The following is a 24,800-nucleotide window of genomic DNA, read 5'->3' as shown; positions in this document are numbered from 1 at the left end:
GCATTGAGGCGCTGGCCGAGCGGATCCACCGAATGCGAGGTGTCGGCCAGGATGATGACCATCACCCGGCGGTTGCGGTTGCGCCCCTGCGCGCTGTCGTTCTCTTCGCGCGGACGAAACTGGCCATAGCCGACCATCGCCAGCCGCGACGGCTGCACGCCCTGGTCGGCGAACAGGTGCACCACGCTGGCCGCGCGGCCGGCCGACAGTTCCCAGTTCGAAGGGAAGGTGGCGGTGGCGATCGGCACGTTGTCGGTATGGCCTTCCACGCGCACGCTGTTGGGCACGTCACGCAGCACCTCGGCCAGGCTGGCCAGCGTCTGCCGTGCATGCACGTCCAGCGCGGCCGAGCCGGTGGGGAACAGGATGTCGCTGTTGATCTCCACTTCAATCCACAACTCGGTGCGGCGCACGCTGATCATGCCGCGGTCGATCAGCGGCGCCAATGCAGCGGTGAGGCGGTCGGCGATGCTGTTGAGCTGGCGCTCGGCACGGGCGATCTGTTCCTGGTTGTGCACGGAGACCGGCATGCGCATCTGCGAGGCCATCGACGGCAGCAGGGTCGGGTCGTGCGACGGCGCCGGCGCGGACGGGCCGATCTTGGTGCCGGACTTGATCACCGAAGGGCTGTCCCAGCCGCCACCCTGCACCTGCTTGTTCCCCACCTGCACCGGGTTGATGGTGCGCGGTGCGCCACCGAAGGCATCGGTGAGCGCGTCGGCCATGATCCGGTACTTGCCCTCGTTGACCGAGGAGATCGCGTACATGACCACGAAGAAGGCGAGCAGCAGCGTCATCAGGTCGGCATAGGGGATCGCCCATGCTTCATGGTTGGCGTGCTCTTCGTGGTGCTTGCGGCGGGCCATGTCAGTGCAGGAAGCCGGAAAGGTTGGTTTCGATGTTGCGCGGGTTCTCGCCCTGGGCGATGGAAATCAGGCCTTCAATGACCATTTCGCGGTCGCGGGTGTTGTGCGAGATCACACTCTTGAGCTTGGCAGCCACCGGCAGGAACAGCAGGTTGGCCGAGGCGATGCCGTAGATGGTGGCGGTGAATGCTGCGGCGATGCCGTGGCCGAGCTTGCTCGGGTCGGCCAGGTTCTTCATCACCGCGATCAGGCCGAGCACGGCGCCGATGATGCCGAGGGTCGGGGCGTAGATGCCCATCGCTTCGAAGACCTTGGCGCCGGCCTGGTCCTGGTGTTCCTGGCTGCCCAGTTCGATTTCCAGCATGTGCCGCATCGATTCGGGCTCGACGCCGTCCACCAGCAGCTGCAGGCCCTTGCGCAGGAACGGGTCCTGCTGCGCTTCCACCTGCGATTCCAGGCCCAGCAGGCCCTGGCGGCGGGCGATGTTGCTCCACTCGACGATCTGCTGGATCAGTTCACGGCGATCGCTGTGCGGCGGGCGCACGACCCAGCGCACGATCTTGAACGCATGCTTGAACACCGCCGGCGCGGTATGCAGCAGGATCGCGGCAACGGTGCCGACGATGACGATCACGAACGCCGCAGGCGACCACAACGACGCCAGGCCGGCGCCCTTGAGGATGCTGCCGCCGACCAGCGAGGCCAGGGCGAGAAAGAGTCCAATGAGGCTGAGTCTATCCATGGTTCCGGTATCGGCGTGTATGAATGGGACTTGAGACACCGGTAGATCGCGTACAGACGGTAGTCACAGTTTTTCGGGTCGCCGGGCATGGCCCTGGCGGGGTTCAACGCAGCCCGTCCACGTCCAGGATCAGGGCCATGCGACCATCGCCGATCAAGGTTGCACCGGCATAACCGCGCAGGCCGCGCAGGGCCTTCGGCAGTGGCTTGATGACCACTTCCTCACGCCCGCGCACCTGGTCCACGACCAGCCCGAAGCGGGCTTCGCCGGCCTGCAGCACCACGATGGTCAGCAGGGTTGACGCGGCCGGCGTCACATCCAGCCACTGGCGCAGGTCGACCAGCGGCAGGGTGTGCGAGCGGCGATCAAGCACGGCGCGGCCATCGAACCAGCCCAGCGAGGTGCGCGGCGCGTGCAGCACTTCCATCACGCGTGCCAGCGGTAGCGCGTAGACGTCCTCGCCGGCCTGCACCAGCAGGGTCGGCAGGATCGCGAGGGTGAGCGGCACGCGGATCAGGAAGCGGCTGCCACGACCCAGTTCCGACTGGATCTGGATCTGGCCGCTCAGTTCGCGGATGCGCGACTGCACCACGTCCATGCCGACGCCACGGCCGGAGATATCGGTGACCTGCTGCTTGGTCGAGAAGCCCGGCAGGAACACCAGGTGCAGGCACTCCTCGCTGCTCAGGCGGGCGGCGGCTTCCGGATCGATCAGGCCCTTCTCGCGCGCCTTGGCGCGCAGCTTCTCCGGGTCGATGCCGGCACCATCGTCCTGCACCTCGATGCTGACGTAGTCGCCTTCCTGCTGGGCCGACAGGCGCACATGGCCCATCCGCGGCTTGCCCTGCGCCTCGCGCAGGTCGGGCATTTCCACACCGTGGTCGATGGCGTTGCGGACCAGGTGCACCAGCGGGTCGGCCAGGGCCTCGACCAGGTTGCGGTCGAGCTCGGTCTCGGCACCGATCAGCTCCAGGTCCACTTCCTTCTTCAGCGAGCGGGCAACGTCGCGGGCGACCTTGGGGAACCGCGAGAAGACCTTGCCCACCGGCTGCATGCGGGTGCGCATCACCGCCGATTGCAGGCGCGCGGTGGCGATATCCAGCGTCGACACGGCGCGGTCCAGCTCTTCATCGCGCAGGCGTGCACGCAGGGTCTTGAGCCGATTGCGCGACAGCACCAGTTCGCCGATCAGGTTGACGATCGCGTCCAGGCGTTTGGTATCAACGCGCACCGTGTGTTCGGCCTCGGCCAGCGGCTTGGCCGCCGGCTTGGCCACGGGTGCCGGTGCAGCGACCGGGCGCGGCGCGGGCGCCGGCGCCGGTGCCAGGACTGCAGCAGGCTTGGCACCCGGTGCGGCGCCACCGTGCAACTGGTCGAGCAGGGCTTCGAACTCGTCCTCGCTGATCAGGCCGTCGTCGGCTTTTTTTGCCGGCGCGATCGCAGTCGGAGCATTGCCACCGTGCAGCTGGTCGAGCAGCGCCTCGAATTCGTCGTCGGTGATCAGGTCGCTGCCCCCCGCGGCGGGTGCTGCTGCGGCGGCGGGCGCAGCCACGGCACCCCCGTGCACGTCGAACTGGGCGATCAGGTCCGGCGGCGCATAGCCCGGCTCGGTGCCGGACGACACGGCGTCCAGCATCGACTGCAGGTAATCCAGTGATTGCTGGGCCGCGTCGAAGTGGTGGGCCTGCAGCACGGCCTGGCCGGCGCGCGCCGCGCCCAGCGCCTCCTCAGCGGCGTGGCACAGCTCGACCATGGCAGTGACGCCGAGGAAGCCGGCGCCGCCCTTGAGCGTGTGGTAGCCGCGGAACACCGCATTGAGCTGGTCGCTGTCCTGCGGTGCCTGCTCCAGCGACACCAGCTGTTCGCCGAGGCGGTCCAGGATCTCCTGCGCCTCGATGATGAAATCGGCAGTGATGTCGTCGGATACCGCGCTCATGCTTACAGCCCCAGATCCGACAACAGGTCGTCGGCGTCGTTCTGCGAGACCGCGTGGCGGTCCAGTCCCTTCAGTGCCGGCCCGGCCAGTTCCGGGTCGGTGCGATGCTGTTCCGGCGGCAGGCCGAGTGCGCCGAAGCCCTCGTGCACGCGGCGGACGATGCCGACCACGCGACGGATGATCTGCCCGGTCAGGTCCTGGTAGCTCTGGGTCAGGGCGATCTCGGTCAGGTTGTGGCGGATGCGCTCGAGCTGCGCGTCCTGGCCTGGCTGCAGGCCTTCGGCACGCAGCTGTTCGGTCAGGCTGCGGCATTCCTCGGCCAGGTCCAGGGTGCGGTGGGTGGCCTGTTCGGTCATCGCCACCACGTGGTCCAGGCGTGCGCAGGCGTCGTCCAGCTCACCGGCCTCGCTGGGCACGGTCGGCAGCTCACCCAGTGCCTGCCCCAGCTCGCGGGCCAGCCGCGAGAGGCCGCTCATCATCGGCTGCGTACGCAGCGCGACCAGTCCGTCGATGCGTTGCCGCCAGGCAGCTTCGTCACCGGACTCCAGTGCGTCCAGGGCGTCCTGCAGGCGCAGGGCGAGGGCGCTCTTGTCGACCGTGGTATCCATCAGGCGCTGGCCGCCAGGCGTTCGAAGATCTTGCCGAGCTTCTCTTCCAGCGTCTGCGCAGTGAACGGCTTGATGATGTAGCCGTTCACGCCGTTCTGGGCGGCTTCGATGATCTGTTCGCGCTTGGCTTCGGCGGTGACCATCAGCACTGGCAGGGTCTTCAGCTTGGCATCGGCACGGATCGCCTTCAGCAGCTCGATGCCGGTCATCACCGGCATGTTCCAGTCGGTGACCACGAAATCGAACGGCTGGCTCTGCAGCAGCGACAGCGCGGCATGCCCGTCCTCGGCTTCGGCGGTATTGGTGAAGCCCAGATCGCCCAGCAGGTTCTTGACGATCCGACGCATGGTCGAGAAGTCATCGACGATCAGGATGCGCATGTTCTTGTTCAAAGCAGAGTTCCTTTGTTGTTCATTCCGGGCGGCCGGGGGCAGCCGCCTCGGGCATGTTCATTCTTCCAGGCCGGCGTCCGCCGCCTCGAAAATCTTGAGCCGGCCACGCAGGCGCAGCACCGCCTGGCCGTGGATCTGGCAGACCCGCGACTCGCTCACGCCGAGCACCGCGCCGATCTCCTTCAGGTTCAGTTCCTGCTCGTAGTAGAGCGAGAGCACCAGCTGTTCGCGCTCGGGCAGGTGGCCGATGGCCTTGCCCAGCTCGCGGCCGAACTCGCCGCGCTCCAGCACCTGCTGCGGGGTCGGGCCGCCCTGGGCGACGGTGTCCAGCTCGCCCTGGTCCTCGATGCGTGACTCCAGGCTCAGCACCTGGCCACGCGCGGCGTCTTCCATCAGCCGCAGGTATTCGGGCAGCGGCATCTCCATCGCGGCGGCCACTTCGGTGGCGCTGGCGGCACGGCCGGTGCTCTGTTCCAGGCGGCGGATGGTGGCAGCGGCGTCGCGTGCGCGGCGGTGCACCGAGCGCGGCACCCAGTCGCCACGGCGGATCTCGTCGATCATCGAACCGCGGATGCGGATCGAGGCATAGGTCTCGAACGAGGCGCCCTGGTCGGCGTCGTAGCTGCGCGACGCTTCGATCAGCCCCATCATGCCGGCCTGGATCAGGTCGTCCACCTCCACGCTCGCCGGCAGGCGTGCGGCCAGGTGGTGGGCGATGCGCCGCACCAGGTCCGAGTGCTGGGAGATGACCTCGTTGGCCGCCGAGCGCTGGACCTCCCGGTACTGGGCTGCGCCTTTCATGCGGCCACCCCGCGCTGCTTGAGAATGCGCTCGAGGAAGAACTCGACGCCGCCACGCGGTTCGGTCGGCGCCTGCCAGCGTGCGGTGCGACGCGCGATCTCGGTGATCGCCAGCGCGGCCGGGCTGGACGGGTAGGCCTTCACCACCGGCTGCTGGCGCTGGACCGACAGGCGCAGCCAGTCGTCCTGCGGCACGCAGCCCAGGTAGTTCAGCGAGACATCGGCGAGGAACTTCTCGCACACGCGGGTCAGCTTTTCGTACAGCACGCGGCCCTCGTTGGGGTCGCGCACCATGTTGGCCACCACCTGGATGCGGTCCACGCCGCGCTCGCGCGACAGCACCTTGATCAGTGCGTAGGCGTCGGTGATCGAGGCCGGTTCGTCACAGACCACCACCACGGTGTCCTGCGCGGCCTGGCAGAAGGTCAGCACGCCGTCGGTGATGCCGGCGGCGGTATCGACCACCATGATGTCCAGCTCGCGTTCCAGTTCGGAGAACACGTTGACCAGGCCGACATGCTCGGCCGGGGCCAGCTCGGCCATGTGCCGGCGGCCGGAAGCGGCCGGGACCACCAGCACGCCGTTCGGGCCTTCGACGATGACGTCGTCCAGCGAGCAGCGGCCGGCCACCAAGTCGGCCAGCGTAAAGGTGGGGTTCAAGCCCAGGATCACGTCGATGTTGGCCAGGCCCAGGTCGGCGTCCAGCAGCAGCGTGCGCTTGCCCATGCCCGCCAGCGCCACAGCCAGGTTGGCCGAGACGTTGGTCTTGCCCACGCCGCCCTTGCCGCCGGTCACCGCGATGGTGCGCACAGGGCCCAGCGGCTCGCTGCGGGTGGCCGACAGCGGGAAGGTCTTGGTCAGCTTGGCGTACTCACGCGACGGCATGGTTCAACTCCGGGTTGCAGGGCATATCGGCCGCTCGGCGCAAATCTTCAAGGCGAAGTACGAGATTGGCTGCACTGGCCCGGTGCAGGTCCTCCGGGACGTCCTGGCCATCGGTCACCCAGGTGATCGGCAGGGCATGGTCCACGGCCACAGACAGGGCGTTGCCGAAGCGGCCGGTCTCGTCCAGCTTGCTCAGCACCAGACCCTGCAGGTTGGCGGCGCCGAAGCGGCGGACCACCTCGTCCATGTCGCCGAAGCTGGTATTGGCCGGCAGCACCAGCAGGGTGCGCACCTGGCGGGCGGCACGCAGCCACTGCAGCTGGGCGGCCAGCGCGCGGTCGCGCGGGCCCAGCCCGGCGGTGTCGATCAGCACCAGCTTGTAGTCCTTCAGGCGTTCCAGCAGCTGGTCCAGGTCGGTGCCGCTGTTGGCCTCGTGCACCGCGATGCCGAGCTGGCGGCCGTAGCCGTAGAGCTGCTCGCGGGCGCCGATGCGGGCGGTATCGGTGGTGACCAGGGCGACGTCACGCGGCGCGTGCTTCTCGGCGAATCGCGAGGCCAGCTTGGCGATGGTGGTGGTCTTGCCGGCGCCGGTCGGGCCGACCAGGGCGATCACGCCGCCTTCTTCCAGCGGGTCGACCGGGGCGATCGGCAGCTTGCGCGAGATCAGCCCCAGCATCAGGCCGCGGCCACGATGGGCTTCGGTCTCCAGCGGGATCTGCATGGCCACGTCGCGGGCCAGGCCGGCATCGAAGCCATATTCGTCCATCAGGTCCAACGCGGTGGCGCGCACCGGGCAGCCGCGCAGGCGCTCGTCGGTGAAGCGGTTCATCTCGCGCTCGATCACCTGGCGCATGCCGGCCACTTCCTGGCGCAACTGGCGGATCTCGGCGTCGTCCTGGGCGACCACCGTCAGCACCGGAGCCGGGGCCAGGGCGGGCGCCGGCGCGGCTTCGACGATGGCATCGGCCAACGCCGGTTCGCTGGCGGCGCTGGCCGGCTGCGCGTCGGCGACGGCAGCGGTCGGCAGCGGCGGCGGCTGCACGGCCGGCGCCACGCTTTCGTGATGCGCCTCGTGCGGCGGATCGATCGGGAAGCGGGCGCGGTTGGCCGGCACGGCGGCGGCCGGTGCAACGATGGCCTCGGCGAACGGCGCGAAGATCTGTTCCGGCAGCGCCGGTTCGTTGACGGCGGCACGCGCGAGGGTGGCCGCGAAGCCGGTGCTGCCGCGGGTCGGCACGATCTCGTCGGCGCTGTCCAGGGTGCGGCCGGTGGCGCCGACCGCGGCGCGGGCGAGGGCGGCCACCGCCGAGGTGGTGGCGGCGACCGGCTCCGGTGCCGGGGTGGCGCTGCGACGGCGGGTGACGGCGGCGATCACCGCATCGGCGGCGGTGCGCGGCTTGGGCGCCGGCGGCGGCGCCACGTCGCGGCGCGAGGCTTCCAGCGCACGCTGCACGGCGCTTTCATCGTAGTTGGCGGCGGCGACGATCTCGATGCCTTCCTCGATCCGGCGGTTGGACAGGATCACGGCATCAGGACCATGTTCCTTGCGCACCAGGTTCATGGCCGAACGCATGTCGGCGGCGACGAATCGTTTGATTTTCATGCTGTGGTCACGAGGCGAAGACGGCGGAGTGGCGGCCGGGGAACTCGGGTGGTCGGTGGTCTGCACGGTGCGGGTTCCCCTTAGTATCTGTCTGTTGCGTTGGTTCGAAGGTGGTGTCTGTTTTCTGGCGCGTCGGCGGGCGGCGTCAGCTGATCGTTCCGACCAGCTTCAGGCGCTTGTCCTCCGGCACCTCGCTGTAGGCCAGGACCGACAGCGACGGAACGCTGTGGCGGACCAGGCGTGCCAGCGCGGCGCGCACCGGGCCAGGTACCAGCACGACCGCGGGCTCGTTGCGGGCTTCCTGCTTGCTGACACATTCGGCCAGGCTCTGGTGCAGTCGCTCAGCGAGTCCGGGTTCCAGCGCGGCGCCGTTGCCCTGCGTGGACTCCTGCAAGACACGTTCCAATTGCGGGTTGAGGGTGAACACCGGCAGCTCCGCCGACATTCCGGCGATCTCCTGCACGATGAAGCGGCCCAGGGCGGTGCGCACGGCGGCGGTCAGCACGGCCGGGTCCTGGCTGCTGGGCGCATGTTCGACCAGTGCCTCGGCGATCTTGCGCAGCTGGCGGATCGGAATGCGCTCGACCAGCAGGTTCTGCAGCACGCGCACCACCGCCGACAGCGGCAGCGCCTTCGGCGTCAGATCTTCGACGAGCTTGGGCGCGCTCTTGGCCAGGTTGGCCAGCAGGTGTTGCACTTCCTCATGGCCGAGCAACTCAGGTGCGTGCTCGCGGATCAGGTGCGAAAGGTGGGTGGCGACCACGGTGGCCGGGTCGACCACCGTGTAGCCCAGCGTTTCGGCCTGGGCACGCTGGTGCGGTTGGATCCAGGTGGCATCGAGGCCGAACGCGGGGTCCTTGCCGGCGATGCCTTCCAGCGTGCCCAGCGCGCTGCCCGGGTCCAGCGCGAGCTCGCGGTCGGGGTGGATCTCGGCGGTGGCCACCGGCACGCCGTGCACCAGCACGCGGTAGCCGTTGGCGGGCAGTTCCAGGTTGTCGCGGATGTGTACCGATGGAATCAGGAAGCCGACATCCTGGGTCAGCTTGCGGCGCACGCCCTTGATGCGCGCCATCAGTTCGCCGCCCTGGTTGCTGTCCACCAGTGGAATCAGCCGGTAGCCGACCTCCAGGCCCAGCGGATCGACCGGGCGCAGTTCGTCCCAGCTCAGTTCGGCGGTGGGCGCCGGCGCGGCCGGGCGGCCGAGGGCGTTGAGCGCCGCCGGGTCCTTGCCCGTTGCGGCGGCATCGGCGGCCGGGGCCTGGGTCTTGCGGTACAGCTTCCAGGCAATGAAGCCGAGGATCGACGCCAGCGTCAGGAAAGCGACGTTGGGCATGCCCGGCACCAGGCCCACCAGGCCGATGATGCCGGCGGTGATCGCCAGCGCCCGGTACTGGCCGAACACCTGGCCGGTCATGGCCTGGGCCATGTCCTGCGAGCGCGAGGCGCGGGTGACCAGCATCGCCACCGCACTGGAGACCAGCAGCGCCGGCAGCTGGGCCACCAGGCCGTCACCGATCGACAACAGGGTGTAGGTGGCAGCGGCTTCACCGAAGGGCATGCCATGCTGCAGCACACCCACGGCCAGGCCGCCGAGCATGTTGATGAACAGGATCAGGATGCCGGCGATGGCGTCGCCGCGGATGAACTTGCTGGCACCGTCCATCGCACCGTAGAAGTCGGCTTCCTCGCGGACTTCTTCGCGGCGCAGCTTGGCTTCTTCACGCGTCAGCAAACCGGCGTTGAGGTCGGCGTCGATCGCCATCTGCTTGCCGGGCATCGCGTCGAGGATGAAGCGCGCGGTCACTTCCGAGACCCGGCCGGCGCCCTTGGTGATCACCACGAAGTTGATGATGGTGAGGATCGCGAACACCACGATGCCCACCGCGTAGTTGCCGCCGATCACGAATTCGCCGAAGGCGGCGATGACCTTGCCCGCAGCATCGTGGCCGTTCTGGCCGTTGAGCAGGATCACGCGGGTGGAGGCCACGTTCAGCGCCAGCCGCAGCATGGTGGTGATCAGCAGCACGATCGGGAAGATGGTGAAGTCCAGCGGGCGCTTCACGTAGACCACCGCCAGCAGCACCATCAGCGAGATGGCAATGTTGAAGGTGAACAGCGCATCGAGCACCGGCGCGGCCAGCGGCACCACGACCATGGCCAGCAGGGCCAGCACGATCAGCGGCGCGCCAAGACCCTGGCGGATCATTTCCAGGGCGCGGCGGGTGTTGAAGCCGGTGGAGGGCTGGGCGCTCACGGGCGGCCTCCCTTGCCGAATTCATCCACCTGGATGTGCGGGGCGTCCGGCATCGGGCCAGTGCGCCACGCGCGCAGCTGGTAGACGTAGGACAGGACCTGGGCGACGGCCGAATACAGTCTCACGGGGATTTCCTTTCCGAGTTGGCCCTCCCGATACAAGGCGCGTGCCAAAGGTGGGGCAGAGACGATCGCGACCTTGTTGCCGTCGGCCACTTCACGGATGCGCAGGGCGGTCTCGTCCACGCCCAGGGCGACCACGGTGGGGGCGTTCATGGCGCCGCCCTCGTACTTCAGGGCCACCGCGTAGTGGGTGGGGTTGACCACCACCACGTCCGCCGTCGGTACCGCTTCCATCATCCGGCGGTTGGCCATCTGCTGCTGCAGCTGGCGGATGCGGCCCTTGACCTCGGGGCTGCCCTCGCTTTCCTTCATTTCCCGGCGCAGCTCTTCCCGGGTCATCTTCAGCTTGCGCATCCAGTTCCAGCGCTGGTACGGGGCGTCAATGGCGGCCAGCACCAGCATTGCGCCGGCGGTGGCCAGCAGCAGGCGCAGGGTGAAGCCGAGGCCGTCGGCGATGGCGGTCTCCAGCGGGTGGTGGATCAGCCCGCGCAGGGTGTCGAAGCCGGTCCAGACCACCAGCCCGGCGGCGACGCCGACGAAGGCCACGCGCAGCAGCGATTTGGTGAACTCGGCGATGGCCTCCGGGCCGTACAGGCGCTTGAGCCCGCTCATCGGGTTCATGCGATTGATGTCGGGTAGCAACGCCTTCTGCGACCACCGCAGCCCGCCCATCACCAGTGGGGCGACGAAGCTGGCCAGCAGGCAGACCAGCACCAGCGGCGCGATCACCAGCATGAACTGCAGCAGCAGGTCGCCGAAGTGGCCGAACAGTTCCTTCGGGTTCTGCCGCAGGCTCTGTTCCGGGCTCAGCGCCTGCTTCATCCAGGCGCTGGCGCCGCGTCCGATCGAGCCACTCATGGCCATCACCGCCAGCACGCCGGCGCCGAACACGGCGGCCGTGCCCAGTTCGCGCGAGCGCGGCAGGTTGCCCTGTTCGCGGGCGTCACGCAGGCGTTTTTCGGTGGGTTGTTCGGTCTTTTCGCCGGCGGATTCGTTCTCGGACATCACGGGCACTGCGGCAGGGGTTGCCGGGGTGGGTGCAAGAACTGTTCCGTGATGGGGTGTTGCCTATCCACGCGCGGCGCGGATCTATTTGTAGAGCCGAGCCCATGCTTGGCTATGTTTGGATCGGGCGCGAAGAGCAGCCGAGGGCAGGCTCGGCTCTACAGGGGAGAGTTGTCGCTGGACGGTGGGCTCTGTGCCAGCTCCACCCGCGGCCGCGGCAGGTCGTGCAGCTGCATGAAGCGCGCCGCGTCGACCGGGCGGCCGAGCAGGTAGCCCTGCAGGTAGTCGCAGCCCAGGCGCTCCAGGTAGGCGCGCTGGGCGGTGGTTTCCACGCCTTCGGCGACGATGTCCATGTCCAGCGCATGGCCCAGCGCCACGATCGCCGAGACGATCACCACGTCCTCTGCACTGTGTTCCAGGTCGCGCACGAACGCATGGTCGATCTTGATCTCGGTGGCCGGCAGCCGCTTCAGGTACAGCAGGCTGGAATAGCCAGTGCCGAAGTCATCGATGGATATGCCTACGCCCAGCGCCGACAGCGCCTGCAGCAGGCGCAGGCTGGTGTCGGTATCGCGCATCACCGTGCTTTCGGTGATTTCCAGCACCAGGTGGCGCGGAGCGATGTTGTGGCGTTCGATCACCGCGCGCACATCCTGCAGCAGGTGCGGCGAACTGAACTGCACCGGCGACAGGTTCACCGACATCGACCAGCCTTCGTGACCGGCATCGTGCCAGCGCCGCAGTTGCAGGCAGGCCTGGTCCAGCGCCCAGCGCCCGATCTCGTTGATCGCGCCGCTGCGCTCGGCCAGGCGGATGAACCGATCGGGCGGAATCAGGCCATGCTCCGGATGGTGCCAGCGGATCAACGCTTCGGCACCGGCCACCTTCTGCGTGGCCACGCGGATCTTGGGCTGGTAGTGCAGGAACAGCTGCTCGCTGCCAATGGCCCGGCGCAGGTCGGCCAGCAGCCGGAACTGTTGTTCAGCGCTGTCATTCATCCAGTCGGCAAACAGCACGAACGCGTTGCGTCCGGATTCCTTGGCCTGGTACATCGCCGCATCGGCAAACGCCATCAGCTGCCGTTCGCTGGCGGCGTGGTCGGGGCAGATTGCCACGCCGATGCTGGCGGTTACCTGCAGTTCGTTGTCCGGCAGCAACGGGCCGCTGCCCACCGCCTGCAGGATGCGCCGGGCGAGGGTGGGCAGGTCCTCGTCGTGTTCGATACGTACCACCAGCACGAACTCGTCACCGCCCAGTCGTGCCAGCATATCGTTCGGCCGCAGCAGCTGGCGGGTGCGCTCGGCCACCGCCACCAGCAGGGCATCGCCGGCCTGGTGGCCGTAGGCATCGTTGACCTGCTTGAAGCCGTCCAGGTCCATGAACATCACGGCGAAACGGCTGCCGCCCTGCTCGGCCTCGGCCAGTGCCTGCACGATGCGACGCTGCAGCAGCAGGCGGTTGGGCAGGCGGGTGAGCGGATCATGCAGTGCGGCCTGGGTCAGTTCCTGCTGCGCATCGGTCAACGAGGTGCTAAGCATGGAGTTGCGCAGTCGCAGCAGCTGCGCCTCCACCCGCTGGTCCAGCCAGGACACCACCAGCACCACCGCGAGGATCGCCACGGACAGCACCACCACCAGCATGGCCAGCCATTCGCTCTGCAAGCCGTCGCCGACGGCTGCGCCGCAGATGCTGCCCTCCGGAAAGCGAGCGGCGGCCATGCCGGTGTAGTGCATGCCGACGATCGCCAGGCCGAGCAGCCCCGCCGCGGCCAAGCGGTCGCCGATACGGGTGCGCTGCCCACGCAGGCGGAACGCAACATACAGGGCTGTCCACGAGGCGGCGACCGCCACCATCAGTGATAGCAGCAGCCAGCCCGGGTCGTAGTCGATGCCTGGCTGCATGCGCATTGCGGCCATGCCGACGTAGTGCATGCCGGCGATGCCGGTGCCCATCAGCAGGGCACCGCCGGCCAGCCGTGGATGCGGCAGAGTACGCAGCGAGACCAGCCAGAGTGCGAATACCGACGAAGCGATCGCCAGGGCCAGCGAGAGCAGGGTGATCGGCAGGTCGTAGCCGAGCGGAATGGGCAGATCGAAGGCGAGCATGCCAATGAAGTGCATCGACCAGATGCCCAGGCCCATGGCGAAGCCACCACCGAGGCGCCACCACCAGGCCGCGGCCTTGCCGGGCGCGGTAATCGTGCGCCCGGCCATTGCCAGTGCAGTGTAGGAAGCCATCACCGCTACCAGCAGCGAGATTGCGACCAGCCACGGGTTGTACGTGCCTACCAGCATTCGTCAGTCTCCCGGACCTGCCTGTCGACGGAAACCACGGTGGGGCATGCATGAGGCAGGCCGACGCAGGGCGGCGGCCACGTGCGGCATCCCCCCGGTTGCCGCGCATTCACTCTAACGCGCGGACCCGGGGGAAGGGCAAGCAGTAAAACGTGATGATCAGGTCAGTGTGTGACCGCGTCCGCAGCCTGGAAGGCGACATCGAACAGGCGCTGTACCGGCGGGCCCATTTCCCCGGCCAGCAGCGCCAGCAGGAACAGACCCAGCAGCAACGAGACCGGCAGGCCCAGCTGGATCGGATTCAGCGCCGGAGCGGCCCGGGCCAGCACGCCGAACGCCAGATTCACTGCCAGCATCGCCACCGTCAGCGGGATCGCGAGGGTCAGCGCGCCGCGTAGCACGGTCAGCAGGAAAGTCGGGGCGATGCTGAAGAACGCGTGCGGGTCCGGCAGCGGAGCGCCAATCGGCAGTGCGCGATAGCTGTCCACCAGCAGCGAGATCAGCGCCAAGTGACCGTTGGCGGTGAAGAACAGCAGCCCGAACAGCAGATAGAACCACTGTCCGATCACGCCGGAGGTACCACCGCGCAGCGGGTCGCTCATCTGCGCGAAGGCCAGGCCGGTGCCCTGCGCGATCAGTTCGCCCGCCATCGCACCGGCTTCGAACACCAGCCGCAGCAGGAAGCCGATGGAGACGCCGATGGCCAGCTCGCGCGCAATGGTCAGCACCGTGGCGGCGTCGAAGCCGGTCCAGTCCGGCACCGGGGGCAGCAGCGGGGCCAGTGCGATGGCCAGGGTGCCAGCCAGCACCACGCGCACCCGTGACGGGACGGCGCGGGTCCCGACCATCGGCATGGCCATGGCCACAGCGCCGATGCGCAGCATGGTCCACAGTACGGTACCGATCATGCCGAAGGCCTGAAGGCCGTCGGCAGCCATCTGGGTGGCGGCGTCCATCGAAGCGCGTGTCCTAGCCGATCAGGTGCGGAATTCGCTGGAACAGCAGCGTGGTGAATTCAACCAGGTGGCCGATCAGCAGGCTGCCCAGCGCGAACAGCACCGCGGTCAGTGCCGCCGCCTTGGCGACGAAGGCGATGGTCGGTTCGTTGAGCTGGGTCGCGGCCTGCACCACGCCCACCACCACGCCCACCACCAGCACGGTGAGCAGCAGCGGGCCAGCCACCCACAACACGGTGATCAGGCCGCCACGCAGTTCAGTCAGGGCAAGTTCGGGAGACATTCGGGGGTCCATCTGCTCTTGTAGAGTCGAGCCATGCTCGACTGCGCTTTGCGCGGGATATCAAGCCGGATTGAAGCTGGCTGCCAACGTACCCACGGTCAGCACCCAGCCATCCACCAGCACGAACAGCAGGATCTTGAACGGTGCCGACACCAGCATCGGCGAGAGCATCATCATGCCCATCGACATCAGCACGCTGGCGACAACCAGATCGATGATCACGAACGGGATGAAGATCAGGAAGCCGATCTCGAAGGCGGTCTTCAGTTCGCTGGTGACGAACGAGGCGACCAGCACCGGGAACGGGATCGCGTCGGGGCTGGCGTAGGTGCCATGCCCGGCGATGCCGGCGAAGGTCATCAGGTCGGTCTCGCGGATCTGCGCCAGCATGAACCCGCGCAGGGGCTGCGTGGTCAGCGTCCAGGCGGTCTGGAAGTCGATGTCGCCGTTGAGGTAGGGCGCCATGCCGGCGCTCCAGGCCTTGTCCCAGGTCGGCATCATCACCATCGCGGTGAGGAAGAGGGCCAGGCCCAGCAGCACCTGGTTGGACGGGGTCTGCCCGGTACCCAGCGCCTGGCGCAGCAGGCCCAGCACGATGATGATGCGGGTGAACGAGGTCAGCACCAGCAACATCGACGGGATCAGGGTGATCGCCGTCATCAGCAGCAGGGTCTGCAGCGGCAGGCTGACCGGCTGGCCGCCGATCTTGCCCACGTTGATGTCCGGCAGCGGCGTGTTCGGGGCGCCGGGCGCGGCGAACGCCAGTGCCGGCAACAGGCACAGGGCAAGCAACAGCAGCCACGGCATCAGGGTGGCAAGACGGGTACGGGTGACACGCATGTCAGGGGTCCTTGCGCAGCCGCTGCTGCAGCAACTGGGCGAAATTCGGCAGGTTCTTGAAGTCCGGCACGCGCACCGGCGCCGGGGGCGGCAACGGTTCGGGCAGGGTATGCAGGGTGTTGATGCCACCGGCAGTGACGCCCAGCAGCAGTTGCTGGCCGTTGACCTCGACCACCACCACGCGCTCCTTGGCGCCCACGCTCAGGCTGGCCACCAGCTTCATGCCTTCGGCCGGGCGGAAGCCGCTGCCGGGCATGCGCTTGAGCAGCCAGCCCAGGCCGATCACCAGGGCCAGTACCGCCAGCAGCGCCAGCACCGCGCCGAACAGGCTGGGTGCGGCGGCCGCATGCTGGCCGACCTGGGGCCCGATGGGCGCGGCGGTCTTGCCGACCGCCAGCAGGGTGGAGGCCAGCAGGCTCAACGCAGTCTCCGGATCCGCTCGCTCGGGCTGACCACGTCGGTCAGGCGCACGCCGAAGCGGTCATTGATCACCACCACTTCGCCATGGGCGATCAGGGTGCCGTTGACGAACACGTCCAGCGATTCGCCGGCACCGCGCTCCAGTTCCACCACCGAGCCCTGGTTGAGCTGCAGCAGGTTGCGGATCGGCAGGCGGGCACGACCGACTTCCAGCGACAGGGTCACCGGTACGTCCAGGATCACGTCCAGGTTCAGGTCCGGGCCGTTCGCCTCATCGGCCTGCAGGCTGCTGAACTGGGCTGGGGTGGGTTCGAGGGCGTCGATATCGTTCATTGCGGGTCTTCCTGGATGACGGGTACGCGCGGGCGGGTGCCCGGCGGATGGGTAGCGGTGATCTTCACGGCGTTCATGCCGTTGGCGATGCCAAACTCGCCGGTGAACACCGGGATGTTCTCCACGCACAACGGCACCTGCGGGCTGAGTTCGATCGGCAGGATGTCGCCGACCTTCAGCTGGGTCAGGTCGCGCAGGGTCATGCGCTTGCTGGCCAGCACGCTGGACAGGGTCACCTCGGCGATGTTGAGCTGTTCGCGAAGGGTCTGGCCCCAGCTTTCGTCGCGATCGTTGCGGTCGCTCTGGATGCCGGCGTCGAGCAGTTCGCGGATCGGCTCCAGCATCGAGTACGGCAGGGTCACGTGGATGTCGCCGCCGCCGCCGTCGAGTTCGACGTGCAGGCGGCACACCACCACGTATTCGCGCGGGGTCACGATGTTGGCGAAGTGCGGGTTGATCTCCGAGTTGATGTACTCGAAGTCGACATCCATCACCGGTGCCCAGGCCTCGCGCAGGTCGGCGAAGGTCTGCTTCAGCAGCAGGTGGATCACCCGCATTTCAGTGGCGGTGAACTCGCGGCCTTCGATGCGGGTCGGGTAGCGCCCGTCGCCACCGAAGAAGTTGTCGACGATGGCGAATACCAAGGTCGGCTCGAACACGATCAGGCCGGTGCCGCGCAGCGGCTTGAAGCGGATCAGGTTCAGGTTGGTCGGTACATACAGCGAGTGCATGTAGTCGTTGAACTTGATCAGTTCGATGCCGCGCACCGACAGCTCGGCCGAGCGGCGGATCAGGTTGAACAGGCCGATCCGCCACAGGCGCGCGAAACGCTCGTGGACCATTTCCAGGGTCGGCATGCGACCGCGGATGATGCGGTCCTGGCTGGCGAAGTCGTACGAGCGCGCTTCGCCTGACGGCGGTTCCGGATCGGTTTCGACCGCGCCAGTGTCCACGCCGTGGAGCAGGGCATCGATCTCGTCCTGGGACAACAGATCATTCATCGGTGGGCCCTTACTGGGTCACGAAGCTGGTGAACAGCAGGTCGTCGGCACCATTGCTGCCGGTCTCGGCCTTGAGCACTTTCTGCACTTCGGCCAGCGACGCAGCCTGCAGCTTCTGCTTGCCGGCGACATCGGCGATCTGGTCCGGGCTGACCTGCGAGAACAGCATCAGCAGGCGTGCGCGGATGGCGGGTGCATTGGTCTTGATCGCTTCCAGCGCAGCCGGGTCGCGGGTCATCAGCTGAACCTCCAGCTGCAGGTAGCGCGGCCCATCGACCGGGCCATTGAGATTGACCACGAACGCCGGGTCCAGCGCGAAGTACTGCGCGGGGGCCGGGGTGGCGCTCTTCTTCGGCGCCTGCTCAGTCTTGTCTTCGTGCTTGGACTGGGTGAAGAACCATACGCCGCCACCGGCGGCAGCGGCGGCCAGCACGGCCACCAGTGCGGTGATCAGGATCGGACTGCGCGGCTTGGCGGCCTTGTCCTTCTCGGCGGTCTTCTTGGTTTTGTCAGCGGCTGCGGCCACGGGGTGAAGCTCCTGAGGGTTGCTTCACCAGGATATGCAAGGGGTGTGCCGGAGCCGGGGCAGTGGCGGGCGACGGAATTCCGTCGGGATGCCAGCCGCATCGCTCTGGTGGCTGCCAACCTTGGTTGGCACACCTGTCAGGCGTAAGCGTCCAGCAATCCGCGCTGGCGGATCAGCTGCGCCGACGACATGCTGCCATCGCCCGGCGTCGGTTCTCCGTCGCCGGGCAGACCGCCGCCACCGGGCCGCCCCGACGCATTGCCGTCACCTCCCGGGGCCTGCTGGCCAACATCAGCGTGTGCCAGCTGGAAGCCCTGTTCGCCCAGCAGCTCGCGCAGGCGCGGCAGGCTGCTTTCCAGCGCCTGCCGCACGTCCACGTGCGGGCTGCTGAAGCTGGCGTGCACCTTGTCGCCGTTCAACTGCAGGCGCACGTCGACCGGGCCCATATCGTCCGGGCTCAGGCGGATATGGGCGTGGCCGATTTTCTGGTCGGCCAGCCAGCCCAGGCGCGCGCCGACGGCCTGGTCGAAATCATCGTCGCCGAACACGGGCCGGGGCGTCGGTTCGCCGTTGAAGACCGCAGTGCCGGTGGCGAGCGCAGCCTTGAGGTCCTGCAGGGCCGCCGGGGCCGGGGCGTGCAGGAATGGGGCAGCGCTACGGTCGCCGATCGCGGTCACGTCGTTGCTGTCGCGGTCGCCATGCTTGCTGCCGGGCAGGACCGTCTCCGGTAGTGGCAGGGTCGTGGCATCGCCGGCGCTGGCGGCCGGCGGCGTGCTGTCAGTCATGGATGCGACGGCTGCGCCCGGCGCCTGGGTCGGCGTCGGGGCAGGCAGTCCCGGTCCGGCAGTGGCCGGCAGCGCCGCGCCCGCACCCGTTGCAGCAGGAGCAGTGGCGGCAGGATCGGAGGGGGCCGGCATCGCCAGGACCAGGCCGGCCAGGCCCAGCGGCGGCCACGGCGCGTCCTCGGTGGCCGCCGGCGTGTCCTTGTCCGTCGCCCGATCACCCGCAGGCGGAGTTTGCGGCGGCAAGGGCGACGTCTCGTTTCCCGTCGCCGCCGCATCCATGCTGCGTTCCTCCGGCGCCTGGCCATTTCCATCGGCGCTCGTCTGCGGCTTCGGTGCCGAGGTGGGCGGTGACGTGGCGGCGCCGGCGGGCGCGTCCGGCGCGCCGCCCTGCAACAGCTGGCTGAAATCCTTGCTGGCCTCGCTGCGTGGCGCGCGCGCTGCAGCGCCGCCGGCAGTCTGTGCCTGCGCGTTGGCGCTGCTGGCGAGCGGGGCGGGCATCACGGGCGGCCTCCCTGCTCGGTGCCATCCTGGTCTTCGGCCTGCACCAGACGCGCACGGCGCGCACCGATGTCGTCCATTTCGCGCTGGTCGCGGCGGTCGGTGACCACTTTCTCCTGCGCCCGGTAGCTGGCCGCCAGCTGTTCCAGCACGGCCTTGTCACGGCTGGCCAGGATCAGGCGGGCGCGCTCGGCCTCCACCTTCTCGCGGTTGCCGTTGACCGTGGCCTGCTGCTGCTCGACCGCACTGTCGAGGCGGTCGAGAAATGCACGCCGGTTGAGCAGCTGCGCCGGGCTGGTCGCCGCCATCTGCGCGTTGGCGTACTCCTCGGCATAACGGCGCAGTTCGTCCAGTCGCGATAGATGGGTGTCGAGCACGCGCTGGCGTTCGGCCAGGTCGCGGGCGACCGCGTCCTCGTGTTCCTGGGCCCGCTTGAGCAGGGGATCGATGCGCTTGGACTGGTTCATGGCTTAACTCTCTTGTTCCACCAGGCGCTGCAGCGCCGCCTGGCTGTGCGGGAGATCTGCGGCCTTGGCAACGTCCTGGCCGAGGAACTCCATGATTTCCGGCCAGCGTTCCAGGGCTTCGTCGGTGGCCGCGTCGTTGCCGCGCTGGTAGGCACCGATGGCGATCAGGTCACGGTTGGCCGAGTAGGCCGAGACCAGTCGCTTCAGCTTGCGGATGCGCAGGCGCCACGGCTCGTCGGCGATTTCCGTGACCACGCGGCTGACCGACGATTCGACGTCGATGGCCGGGTACAGACCGCTGTCGGCCACGCGCCGCGAGAGCAGGATGTGGCCGTCGAGGATCGCGCGCGCCGCATCGGCGATCGGGTCCTGCGGATCATCGCCTTCGGTCAGCACCGTGTAGAACGCGGTGATCGAGCCACGGCCCTTGGCGCCATTGCCGGCGCGTTCGACCAGTGCCGGCAGCTTGGCGAACACCGACGGCGGGTAGCCGCGGGTGGTCGGCGGCTCGCCGACCGACAGGCCGATTTCTCGCTGCGCCTGGGCGAAGCGGGTCAGCGAGTCCATCAGCAGCAGCACGTTCAGTCCCTGGTCGCGGAACCATTCGGCGATGGCGGTAGCGCGGTAGGCACCGTGCAGGCGCGCCAGCGGCGGCCGGTCGGCGGGACTGGCCACCACCACGGCGCGGCGCAGGCCTTCCTCGCCCAGCGTGGTCTCGACGAAATCGCGGACTTCGCGGCCACGTTCACCGATCAGGCCGACCACGATCACGTCGGCGGCGGTATAGCGGGTCATCATGCCCAGCAGCGTCGACTTGCCGACGCCGGAGCCGGCGAACAGGCCGACACGCTGGCCGCGGCCGATCGGCAGCAGCGCGTTGATCGCACGCACGCCCACGTCCAGCGGCTGGGTGATCGGTTCACGTGCCAGCGGATTGATCGACACGCCGGCCATGCCGACATGGCCCTCGGCGCGGATCGGGCCCTTGCCGTCAAGCGGCACGCCGTCGCTGTCGATGACGCGGCCGAGCAGGCCTTCGCCCACTTCAACGCCGCCACGGCGTGCGGACGGCACCACCCGCGCATTGGGCAGCAGGCCGTGCAGTTCCGCGCTCGGCATCAGGTAAGTGCGCTCGCCGGCGAAGCCGACCACTTCGGCATCGACCCAGCCACCATCGACCACTTCCACCTTGCAGCTGGCACCCAGCGGCGCTTCGCAGCCGACCGCTTCCAGGGTCAGTCCGACGGCGCGGCGCAGCACGCCTTCGCGGATCAGGCCACGGCCATGGGCGGTATCCACGCGCAGGCCGTCGAGCCGACGGGCCAGGCGCAGGTTGCGGGCCATGGCCCAGTCGGCCGGTGGCGGCGTCGGCTGCGGATCGGGATTCATGTATTGGCTCCGGTCTGGCGGATCACCGCGTCCAGCGCGCCGCGCAGGCGCGCTTCCAGGGTGCCGTCGATGCGCACCGCTTCGGCGTGCACGCGAAGATCGCCGCGGCTGAGACTGGTATCCGGCACCAGGCGTTGCTGTGGCGGCAGGCTCAACAGCGGGGCGAGCGCGGCGATGTCGTCGGGGTGCAGCCGCACTTCGACCTCGCGGGTGCTGCCACCCACCGCGTCGATCGCCTCACCGACCAGCTGTGCCAGCAGTGCCGGCTCAGCTTCGTAGGCACGGCCGACCAGCGCCCCGGCGATGCGTACCGCCAGTTCGCCGAGCGCGCCGACTACTTCGTTCTCCAGCCGCACCAGCGGTCGGCTGAAGTTGTCGAGGATCCCTTCGATCTGCGCGGCGAGGCGACGCACTTCGGCCTGGCCCTGGCCGTAGCCTTCGGCATGGCCGTGCTGGAAGCCTTCCTTCTCGGCGCTGTCCTGTATTGCCTGGATTTCCTCCAGCGTCGGCAGCTGCAGCGGTGGCTCGGGTTCATGCTCCGGGTCCGGCTCGGCGAGTTCGAATGCATCCTCCTGCTCCAGCGCCGGTTCGGGCTGGGCCAGCAGGTCCGGGGCAAGCCAGCGCACGACGTTGCTCACAGCATGGCCTCCGCGCTGCCGCCGATGGTAACGGTGCCTTCATCGGCCATGCGCTTGACGATGGCCAGGATCTCGCGCTGGGCGCCTTCCACGTCGGACAGGCGCACCGGTCCACGGGCCTCCATGTCTTCCAGCAGAATCTCGGCCGCGCGCTGCGACATGTTGCGGGTGATCTTGTCGCGCACCTTGATGTCGGCGCCGCGCAGGGCCAAGCCCAGGCGCTCGCCGCTCACTTCGCGCAGCACCAGCTGCATTTCGCGGTCATCCAGGTCGACCAGATCGTCGAACACGAACATCAGGTCCTGGATGCGGTTGCTCAACGGCGCATCGATGCGGGCGATCTCGCCCAGGATCGCCTGGTCCTGGCCGCTGTCCATGAAGTTCAGGATGTTGGCCGCGCACTGCACGCCACCGATGTTCGACGACTTCAGGTTCTGGTTGCCGGCGAACTGGCGCTCCATGATCTCGTTGAGTTCATTGAGTGCGTTCGGCGGAATGCCGTCGAGGGTGGCGATGCGCAGCAGCACGTCCACGCGGGTACGGTCCGGCAGCAGTTTCAACGCGTCGGCGGCCTGGTCGGTTTCCAGGTGCGCCATCACGATGGCGATGATCTGCGGGTGCTCGTTGCGCACCAGGTCGGCCACCGCACGCGGGTCCATCCATTTCAGCGCGTCCAGGCCGGTGGTGTTGCGGCCCAGCAGGATGCGGTCGATCAGGTTGCCGGCCTTCTCGCTGCCCAGCGCCTGCACCAGCATGTTGCGGATGTAGTCGTCCGAGCCCACGCCCAGCGAGGTCTTCGAGCCCAGCTCCTGGCCGAACTGGTCCATCACCCGTTCCACCTGCTCGCGGGTGATGTCGGTCATGGTGGCCATGGCGATGCCAATCTTCTGCACTTCCTTGGGTTCCATGTGGCGCAGCACTTCGGCCGCGTCCAGCTCACCCAGGGACAGCAGCAGCACGGCCGCGCGCTGTACACCGGTCAGTTGTGCCTCAGTCATTGGCCACCCATCCCTTGACCACCTGGGCCACGCGCTTGGAGTCGGTCTTTACGGCTTCACGCGCCATCCGCAGTCGTTCCTCATATGAATCCACCGGCAGGGCCAGGGCCTCCGGCCCGGCCAGGCTCGCCCGGTCGGCGCCCAGCGCCGGCAGCGGCATGCCATCGTCATCCACCAGCTGCACGTCCGCAGTGTGCGGCTCCAGTGCCTGCGGGTCGTCCTTCCTGTTCTGGCCGGTGATCGCGCGCAGCGCCGGGCGCAGTACGCCGAACAACAACGCCAGCACCACCACCGCGCCGAGCAGCATGCGGCCGGCATCGTGCACCCATGGCAGTTCCCACCAGGCCGGCCCTTCGACCGGCGTGGTGTCACGCACGAACGGGGCATTCATCACCGACACGGTGTCGCCACGCTCGGCGTTGAAGCCGACGGCCTGCTTCACCAGCGCCTCGACGCGGGTCAGTTCCGCGGCCGACAGCGGCTGCGGGCTGACCTTGCCGTTGGCACCGGCGCGCGGCACGTTGTCCACCAGTACCGCCACCGACACGCGCTTGATGCGGCCGGCCGGCTGGCGGGTGTGCTGCAGGGTGCGGTCCAGCTCGTAGTTGCGGGTGGCGTTCTTGCTGCTTTCGGTCGGGGCCTGCGCGGTGGCCGGCGCGGCCTGCTGGCCCGGCGGGCTGTTGCTGGTCGCGCCCGGTACGCCCTGCGGGCCCGGGGTGCTGGTGGTGTTCTCGCTCATCTGCTCGCTGCGCAGCTTCTGCGGCTCACCGTTGTAGAGCTCACGGGCTTCTTCGGTCACCGAGAAGTCCATGTCCACGCTCACTTCCGGATTGACCCGGCCGGGGCCGGTCATCGGTTCCAGCAGCTCGCGGATGCGCTGGTTGAACGAGGTTTCCTGGCGGCGCACCTGCTCGAACTGGGCGGCGTTGACCGCAGCCTCGCTGTTCGGATCGCTGACACTGAGCATGCGCCCGCTCTGGTCGACCACGGTGACGCGTTCCGGAGCGAGATCCGGGATGCTGGCCGCGACCATGTGCACGATGGCGTCGACCTGGCTGCGTTCCAGCTGCTGGCCGCCGCGCAGTTCCAGGGTGACCGAGGCGCTGGCCACGTCACGCTGGCGGGTGAAGGCGCTGGGCTTGGGAATGGCCAGATGCACGCGCGAATCGCGCACCGGGCGCAGCGTGTTGATGGTGCGCGACAGCTCGGTTTCCAGCGCATGCTGGTAGCGCGCGCTTTCGACGAACTGGCTGACGCCGAAGCCCGGGTCGCGCTCCATCAGCTCGAAGCCGAGCTTGCCGCTGTCGGTCAGGCCGGAGCCGGCCAGCTTCAGGCGCGCATCGTGCAGGTTCTTTTCCGGCACGGTGATGCCACCGGTGGCCGGGTCGAGCGCGAACGGAATCTGCGCGGCGCGCAGCAGGTCGGTCGCTTCAGCGGTCGCCTTCTGGTCCAGGCCGGTGTACAGCGGGACCATGCCCGGCTTCTGCGACCAGAAGAACACGGACAGGCCTGCCGCCACCGCCACCGCGATCATCGCCATCAGGCCCAGCCGACGGGTGATCTGCAGACTCTGCAGGCGGTCGAACCATTGCCCGGCCTTTTCGGCGTTCAGGCTGTCCTTGGAGAGCGTCAGTGCCATGCGTCTCTATTCCTTACAGCGGCATGTTCATCACGTCCTGGTAAGCCTGGACGAGACGGTTGCGGACTTCCACGGTGGCGCGGAAGGCGATCTGGGACTGCTGCGAGGCGACCATCACCTTGGCCAGGTCGGCGCTGGGGTCGCCCATTTCGAAGGCCTTGGCGAGGGCGCCGGATTTCTGTTGCGCATCGTTGACGCCGGCAATCGCACCACGCAGGGTTTCGGTGAAGCTGGCCGGCTGGGCCTGCGGTGCATCCAGCACCGTGCCCGGCAGGGCGTTGCTGCGAGGCGTTTCGCCCAGCGGGTTGAGCGCCGGCTGTCCCATCTGGGTCTGATAGGAGCGGATCTGCGAAAGGATCGAAGTGACGGAGTGGGACATCTGCAACGGTTCCAGAAACAGGGATGGGGTTGTCTGCTGTAGCCAGTGCAAGTGCCGTGCCGAAACCGGTTTTCGATTCAGTGAAGTGAGGGTGGGGGTGTTTGGTGGCAGGGCTGCGCCCTGCACCCGCAGAGGCCACGT

At 68.2% G+C, this 24,800-nt stretch carries 24 protein-coding genes and 1 pseudogene; all 25 read right to left on the bottom strand.

The features are described from left to right. Positions 1 to 20 precede the first annotated feature (20 nt). A pseudogene (gene motD / locus N5C25_RS14525) lies at positions 21 to 866 on the bottom strand (flagellar motor protein MotD); the annotation flags it as partial. Position 867: 1 nt separating this feature from the next. Continuing rightward, on the bottom strand, positions 868 to 1,608 hold the full coding sequence (locus N5C25_RS14520; RefSeq protein ID WP_279937176.1) for a flagellar motor protein: 741 nt from the start codon (positions 1,606 to 1,608) through the stop codon (positions 868 to 870). 103 nt (positions 1,609 to 1,711) lie between these two features. Further along, a complete protein-coding gene (locus N5C25_RS14515) occupies positions 1,712 to 3,544 on the bottom strand; it encodes a chemotaxis protein CheA (RefSeq protein ID WP_026346971.1) in 1,833 nt (610 codons plus the stop codon). 2 nt (positions 3,545 to 3,546) lie between these two features. Further along, on the bottom strand, positions 3,547 to 4,152 hold the full coding sequence (locus tag N5C25_RS14510) for a protein phosphatase CheZ (protein WP_279937175.1): 606 nt from the start codon (positions 4,150 to 4,152) through the stop codon (positions 3,547 to 3,549). Next, complete coding sequence (gene cheY, locus N5C25_RS14505; RefSeq protein ID WP_005413247.1) at positions 4,152 to 4,544, bottom strand: chemotaxis response regulator CheY; 393 nt, start codon at positions 4,542 to 4,544, stop codon at positions 4,152 to 4,154. The genes N5C25_RS14510 and cheY overlap by 1 nt, the downstream gene beginning before the upstream one ends. A 57-nt stretch (positions 4,545 to 4,601) precedes the next feature. Then, the gene (locus N5C25_RS14500; RefSeq protein ID WP_019659593.1) at positions 4,602 to 5,345 is read right to left on the bottom strand and encodes an RNA polymerase sigma factor FliA; all 744 of its coding nucleotides are present in this window, start codon (positions 5,343 to 5,345) and stop codon (positions 4,602 to 4,604) included. Then, positions 5,342 to 6,229 (bottom strand): P-loop NTPase, encoded by an 888-nt coding sequence (locus N5C25_RS14495; RefSeq protein ID WP_005409532.1) that lies wholly within the window; start codon positions 6,227 to 6,229, stop codon positions 5,342 to 5,344. Before N5C25_RS14495 ends, N5C25_RS14500 begins: the two co-directional genes overlap by 4 nt. Continuing rightward, complete coding sequence (gene flhF, locus N5C25_RS14490) at positions 6,216 to 7,832, bottom strand: flagellar biosynthesis protein FlhF (protein ID WP_279937174.1); 1,617 nt, start codon at positions 7,830 to 7,832, stop codon at positions 6,216 to 6,218. The genes N5C25_RS14495 and flhF overlap by 14 nt, the downstream gene beginning before the upstream one ends. Before the next feature lie 145 nt (positions 7,833 to 7,977). Further along, positions 7,978 to 10,038: a flagellar biosynthesis protein FlhA gene (gene flhA / locus N5C25_RS14485; protein ID WP_171953159.1), complete on the bottom strand. Its 2,061-nt coding sequence runs from the start codon at positions 10,036 to 10,038 to the stop codon at positions 7,978 to 7,980. A 44-nt stretch (positions 10,039 to 10,082) separates the two neighbouring features. Continuing rightward, entirely contained in the window at positions 10,083 to 11,213 is a 1,131-nt protein-coding gene (gene flhB, locus N5C25_RS14480; RefSeq protein WP_279937173.1) for a flagellar biosynthesis protein FlhB, read from the bottom strand. Between the two features lie 158 nt (positions 11,214 to 11,371). After that, on the bottom strand, positions 11,372 to 13,507 hold the full coding sequence (locus tag N5C25_RS14475; RefSeq protein WP_019659597.1) for a bifunctional diguanylate cyclase/phosphodiesterase: 2,136 nt from the start codon (positions 13,505 to 13,507) through the stop codon (positions 11,372 to 11,374). A 164-nt stretch (positions 13,508 to 13,671) separates the two neighbouring features. Continuing rightward, the gene (gene fliR, locus N5C25_RS14470) at positions 13,672 to 14,463 is read right to left on the bottom strand and encodes a flagellar biosynthetic protein FliR (protein ID WP_279937172.1); all 792 of its coding nucleotides are present in this window, start codon (positions 14,461 to 14,463) and stop codon (positions 13,672 to 13,674) included. 13 nt (positions 14,464 to 14,476) lie between these two features. Next, a complete protein-coding gene (locus N5C25_RS14465; RefSeq protein WP_005413254.1) occupies positions 14,477 to 14,746 on the bottom strand; it encodes a flagellar biosynthetic protein FliQ in 270 nt (89 codons plus the stop codon). A 60-nt stretch (positions 14,747 to 14,806) separates the two neighbouring features. Then, positions 14,807 to 15,586, bottom strand: a complete 780-nt coding sequence (fliP, locus tag N5C25_RS14460) for a flagellar type III secretion system pore protein FliP (protein WP_134731966.1) — start codon at positions 15,584 to 15,586, stop codon at positions 14,807 to 14,809. A gap of 1 nt (position 15,587) precedes the next feature. Continuing rightward, complete coding sequence (gene fliO, locus N5C25_RS14455; RefSeq protein ID WP_014037105.1) at positions 15,588 to 16,007, bottom strand: flagellar biosynthetic protein FliO; 420 nt, start codon at positions 16,005 to 16,007, stop codon at positions 15,588 to 15,590. Next, a complete protein-coding gene (fliN, locus tag N5C25_RS14450) occupies positions 16,004 to 16,339 on the bottom strand; it encodes a flagellar motor switch protein FliN (RefSeq protein WP_005409543.1) in 336 nt (111 codons plus the stop codon). Before fliN ends, fliO begins: the two co-directional genes overlap by 4 nt. Further along, the gene (fliM, locus tag N5C25_RS14445) at positions 16,336 to 17,340 is read right to left on the bottom strand and encodes a flagellar motor switch protein FliM (protein ID WP_021203860.1); all 1,005 of its coding nucleotides are present in this window, start codon (positions 17,338 to 17,340) and stop codon (positions 16,336 to 16,338) included. Before fliM ends, fliN begins: the two co-directional genes overlap by 4 nt. Before the next feature lie 10 nt (positions 17,341 to 17,350). After that, positions 17,351 to 17,866, bottom strand: a complete 516-nt coding sequence (locus tag N5C25_RS14440) for a flagellar basal body-associated FliL family protein (RefSeq protein ID WP_279937171.1) — start codon at positions 17,864 to 17,866, stop codon at positions 17,351 to 17,353. A gap of 137 nt (positions 17,867 to 18,003) precedes the next feature. Further along, a complete protein-coding gene (locus N5C25_RS14435; protein ID WP_279937170.1) occupies positions 18,004 to 19,149 on the bottom strand; it encodes a flagellar hook-length control protein FliK in 1,146 nt (381 codons plus the stop codon). After that, positions 19,149 to 19,616: a flagellar export protein FliJ gene (gene fliJ / locus N5C25_RS14430; RefSeq protein WP_021203862.1), complete on the bottom strand. Its 468-nt coding sequence runs from the start codon at positions 19,614 to 19,616 to the stop codon at positions 19,149 to 19,151. Before fliJ ends, N5C25_RS14435 begins: the two co-directional genes overlap by 1 nt. Before the next feature lie 3 nt (positions 19,617 to 19,619). Further along, entirely contained in the window at positions 19,620 to 21,005 is a 1,386-nt protein-coding gene (locus N5C25_RS14425) for a FliI/YscN family ATPase (protein WP_005413257.1), read from the bottom strand. Beyond that, positions 21,002 to 21,643 carry a FliH/SctL family protein gene (locus N5C25_RS14420; RefSeq protein ID WP_279937169.1) on the bottom strand — a complete coding sequence of 214 codons (642 nt, stop codon included), beginning with the start codon at positions 21,641 to 21,643 and terminating at the stop codon, positions 21,002 to 21,004. The genes N5C25_RS14425 and N5C25_RS14420 overlap by 4 nt, the downstream gene beginning before the upstream one ends. Continuing rightward, positions 21,640 to 22,626 (bottom strand): flagellar motor switch protein FliG, encoded by a 987-nt coding sequence (gene fliG, locus N5C25_RS14415; protein WP_024958226.1) that lies wholly within the window; start codon positions 22,624 to 22,626, stop codon positions 21,640 to 21,642. The genes N5C25_RS14420 and fliG overlap by 4 nt, the downstream gene beginning before the upstream one ends. A gap of 7 nt (positions 22,627 to 22,633) precedes the next feature. Continuing rightward, the gene (gene fliF, locus N5C25_RS14410) at positions 22,634 to 24,280 is read right to left on the bottom strand and encodes a flagellar basal-body MS-ring/collar protein FliF (RefSeq protein ID WP_058980026.1); all 1,647 of its coding nucleotides are present in this window, start codon (positions 24,278 to 24,280) and stop codon (positions 22,634 to 22,636) included. 13 nt (positions 24,281 to 24,293) lie between these two features. Continuing rightward, positions 24,294 to 24,659 carry a flagellar hook-basal body complex protein FliE gene (gene fliE / locus N5C25_RS14405; RefSeq protein ID WP_005409552.1) on the bottom strand — a complete coding sequence of 122 codons (366 nt, stop codon included), beginning with the start codon at positions 24,657 to 24,659 and terminating at the stop codon, positions 24,294 to 24,296. Between the last annotated feature and the right edge of the window lie 141 nt (positions 24,660 to 24,800).

The sequence above is a fragment of the Stenotrophomonas sp. GD03958 genome (genome assembly GCF_029839005.1).
Classification (GTDB): Bacteria; Pseudomonadota; Gammaproteobacteria; order Xanthomonadales; family Xanthomonadaceae; genus Stenotrophomonas; species Stenotrophomonas hibiscicola.
This window is presented reverse-complemented; position numbering and strand designations above follow the sequence as displayed.

Coding starts and splice junctions, on each gene's coding strand:
- N5C25_RS14520 (WP_279937176.1), bottom strand. CDS start 1,608: ATGGATAGACTCAGCCTCATTGGACTCTTTCTCGCCCTGGCCTCGCTG.
- N5C25_RS14515 (WP_026346971.1), bottom strand. CDS start 3,544: ATGAGCGCGGTATCCGACGACATCACTGCCGATTTCATCATCGAGGCG.
- N5C25_RS14510 (WP_279937175.1), bottom strand. CDS start 4,152: ATGGATACCACGGTCGACAAGAGCGCCCTCGCCCTGCGCCTGCAGGAC.
- N5C25_RS14500 (WP_019659593.1), bottom strand. CDS start 5,345: ATGAAAGGCGCAGCCCAGTACCGGGAGGTCCAGCGCTCGGCGGCCAAC.
- N5C25_RS14495 (WP_005409532.1), bottom strand. CDS start 6,229: ATGCCGTCGCGTGAGTACGCCAAGCTGACCAAGACCTTCCCGCTGTCG.
- flhF (WP_279937174.1), bottom strand. CDS start 7,832: ATGAAAATCAAACGATTCGTCGCCGCCGACATGCGTTCGGCCATGAAC.
- flhA (WP_171953159.1), bottom strand. CDS start 10,038: ATGATCCGCCAGGGTCTTGGCGCGCCGCTGATCGTGCTGGCCCTGCTG.
- flhB (WP_279937173.1), bottom strand. CDS start 11,213: ATGTCCGAGAACGAATCCGCCGGCGAAAAGACCGAACAACCCACCGAA.
- N5C25_RS14475 (WP_019659597.1), bottom strand. CDS start 13,507: ATGCTGGTAGGCACGTACAACCCGTGGCTGGTCGCAATCTCGCTGCTG.
- fliR (WP_279937172.1), bottom strand. CDS start 14,463: ATGGACGCCGCCACCCAGATGGCTGCCGACGGCCTTCAGGCCTTCGGC.
- N5C25_RS14465 (WP_005413254.1), bottom strand. CDS start 14,746: ATGTCTCCCGAACTTGCCCTGACTGAACTGCGTGGCGGCCTGATCACC.
- fliP (WP_134731966.1), bottom strand. CDS start 15,586: ATGCGTGTCACCCGTACCCGTCTTGCCACCCTGATGCCGTGGCTGCTG.
- fliN (WP_005409543.1), bottom strand. CDS start 16,339: ATGAACGATATCGACGCCCTCGAACCCACCCCAGCCCAGTTCAGCAGC.
- fliM (WP_021203860.1), bottom strand. CDS start 17,340: ATGAATGATCTGTTGTCCCAGGACGAGATCGATGCCCTGCTCCACGGC.
- N5C25_RS14435 (WP_279937170.1), bottom strand. CDS start 19,149: ATGCCCGCCCCGCTCGCCAGCAGCGCCAACGCGCAGGCACAGACTGCC.
- fliJ (WP_021203862.1), bottom strand. CDS start 19,616: ATGAACCAGTCCAAGCGCATCGATCCCCTGCTCAAGCGGGCCCAGGAA.
- N5C25_RS14425 (WP_005413257.1), bottom strand. CDS start 21,005: ATGAATCCCGATCCGCAGCCGACGCCGCCACCGGCCGACTGGGCCATG.
- fliF (WP_058980026.1), bottom strand. CDS start 24,280: ATGGCACTGACGCTCTCCAAGGACAGCCTGAACGCCGAAAAGGCCGGG.
- fliE (WP_005409552.1), bottom strand. CDS start 24,659: ATGTCCCACTCCGTCACTTCGATCCTTTCGCAGATCCGCTCCTATCAG.